Here is a 2,364-nt window from a genome sequence, read left to right as displayed (position 1 = left end):
CCGGCAGCCGCCGGCGCGACGGCGTGCAGGAGGACGCCTACCCGCACGACCCCGGGCGCACGGATCCCCACTTCGCGCAGCGCGACTTCGCGCGCGGCCACGGCTGGGGCCTCACCGGCGACGAGGGGCTCGGCGCGCCGGGGGTGGTGGCCCTCCTCACGACGACGGCCGACGAGCGTGCCGCGTGGCTCCAGGCCGGACAGGCGCTGCAACGCGTCCTTCTGCGCGCCGCCGAGGACGACGTCTCCGCCGCGTTCCACACTCAGGCGCTGGAGATCCCGGAGCTGCGCGACTTCGTCCGCGTTCACTTCTGCGACGGCGAGTATCCGCAGATGGTCATGCGGCTGGGCGTGACCCGGGGGGAGGGCCGGAGCGTCCGGCGGCCCCCCGAGGAGCTCATCCGGCCTGAGCCGTGATCTCCGTGGGGAGATCAACGCTCGACGGGCACGCGCCGGGTGGTCTCCTTCCGCTCCTCGAACGGCATCGTGATGGTCACGATGCCCTGGTCGTAGGCGGCCTTGATCTCGTCTTCCCTGATGTTCTCCGGCAGCCGGATATACCGCTCATAGGAGCCATACCGGAACTCGGAATGGCGCCGCCCCTCCCGCGTTTCCTGGCGTTCGGCGCGAAGCGTCAGCACGCCGCGCGACACACTGATCTCCAGATCCTTCTCCGGATCGATGCCGGGCATCTCGGCGCGGACGACGTACCGGTCGTCCTCGACGGCGTCCTCCACCCGGATGACCTGACCGGTCTGGCCGGTGAACGGCCGCAGGGCCGTGAGCGGCATCTCGAACAGGTCGAACAGGTCAGGGAACATCTCTTTGGTCTCTCTGCGGGCCGGCACACTCATCGTCTCCTCCTCGGTTAGCCTCTCTCTCCCATTCCGCCCGATGACCGGCGCGCGGTGTAGAGGCGGTCTTCCCGGGGCCGGAGGACTTCTGTCCCGGCGCAGGACCTGCCCCCGTTTTTCCGGGACGGACCGAAGGTCCTGTACGGGGATGACCTGCGCCCGCTGCCCGGGTACGGCCGCCGTCCGATGCTGGGAGACATGGCGGAGCCCGCAGCCCCGGAGGGGTTCTACGCGCTGCTCACGGACGGTACGGCGGTGGCGATCCGGGAGGTGGGGCCGGGCGATCTCGGCGCCGTCCACCGGTTCCATCGCGACATGTCACCGGAGAACCTCTACCTCCGGTTCTTCGGGATCAGCCCGCGGATCGCCGACGAGGTCGCGGCGCGCCTGTGCCGGGAACCCGACCCCGATCACGCGGTGCTCGGGGCCTGGCTCGGCGGCGAGCTCGTCGGTGTGGCCGAGTACGACCGGACCGCGGAGCCCGGCGAGGCGGAGATCGCGCTCGCCGTCGCCGACCGGATGCACAACCGCGGCGTGGGCACCCTGCTGCTGGAACATCTCGTGTCGCTGGCCCGATCCCGGGGGCTCGTCGCGTTCCGCGCGGAGACTCTGGCCCAGAACGTCCCGATGTTGCGGGTCTTCGCCTGTGCGGGCCTGCCGGTCGGCCGCCGGACCGTGAACGGGGTCGTCGAGGTGACGATCCCGCTGACCGGGAGCGGGGCCTACCTCGACGCCGTCGCCGAGCGCGAACGGCACGCCGACATCGAGAGCCTGCGTCACCTGCTGTGCCCGGCGTCCGTGGCGGTCGTGGGGGCGAGCCGCCGGACCGGGTCCGTCGGCGGCGCGATCCTTCGCAACCTTCTCACCGGCGGATTCGACGGACCGGCCTACGCGGTCAACCCGAGGGCGGGGCGGGAGCCGGTGGGCGGCGTGTGCTTTCCCTCGGTGTCCGCGCTGCCCGAGAGCCCCGACCTCGTGGTGATCGCGGTGCCGCCGGAGGCGGTCGCCGAGGTCGCCGGAGAATGCGGGCGCCGCGGCGTGCGCTCGCTCGTGGTGATCACCTCCGGCGTGGACGGGCGTGCGTTGCTCGGGATCTGTCACCGGTACGGGATGCGGCTGGTCGGACCCAACTGTTTCGGCATCGCCAACACCGCCGTACGGCTCGAGGCGACGTTCGCCGCCCGTCCGGCCCGCGCCGGCGGCGCCGGGGTCGTCGTTCAGTCGGGTGGCCTCGGCATCGCCCTGCGCGACCACCTGTCGCGCCTGGACATCGGCGTATCGACCTTCGTCTCGACCGGCGACAAGTACGACGTCAGCAGCAACGACCTGCTGCTGTGGTGGGAGTCCGACCCCGCCACCCGGCTCGGCGTCCTGTACCTGGAGTCCTTCGGCAACCCGCGCAAGTTCTCCCGGACCGCCCGGCGCCTCGGCCGCCGGATGCCGCTGCTCACCGACGTCGCGGGACGCTCCGCGGCCGGCCACCGGGCGGCCGCCTCCCACACCGCCGCGGC

General features: G+C 72.2%; 2 protein-coding genes and 1 pseudogene. 2 read left to right on the top strand and 1 reads right to left on the bottom strand.

What is annotated here, in order from left to right; genetic code table 11:
• Nucleotides 1-416, top strand: a pseudogene (locus tag ACFFNX_RS47890) (Acg family FMN-binding oxidoreductase); the annotation flags it as partial.
• Nucleotides 417-430: 14 nt separating this feature from the next.
• Here the strand turns inward: ACFFNX_RS47890 and ACFFNX_RS47885 are convergent.
• Nucleotides 431-853: an Hsp20/alpha crystallin family protein gene (locus ACFFNX_RS47885; RefSeq protein ID WP_378213085.1), complete on the bottom strand. Its 423-nt coding sequence runs from the start codon at nt 851-853 to the stop codon at nt 431-433.
• A gap of 198 nt (nt 854-1,051) precedes the next feature.
• Between ACFFNX_RS47885 and ACFFNX_RS47880 the strand changes: the two genes are divergently transcribed.
• Nucleotides 1,052-2,364 (top strand): GNAT family N-acetyltransferase (locus tag ACFFNX_RS47880; RefSeq protein ID WP_378213084.1); only part of this gene is annotated, 1,313 nt, incomplete at its 3' end.

It is taken from the genome of Actinoallomurus acaciae (genome assembly GCF_042429965.1).
Lineage (GTDB): Bacteria > Actinomycetota > Actinomycetes > Streptosporangiales > Streptosporangiaceae > Actinoallomurus > Actinoallomurus acaciae.
The sequence above is the reverse complement of the archived record's forward strand: the minus strand, read 5'-3'. Positions and strand labels throughout refer to the sequence as shown.

What these genes read in the sequence shown, in the direction of transcription:
- ACFFNX_RS47885 (WP_378213085.1), bottom strand. Translation starts at nt 853, where the DNA reads ATGAGTGTGCCGGCCCGCAGAGAGACCAAAGAGATGTTCCCTGACCTG.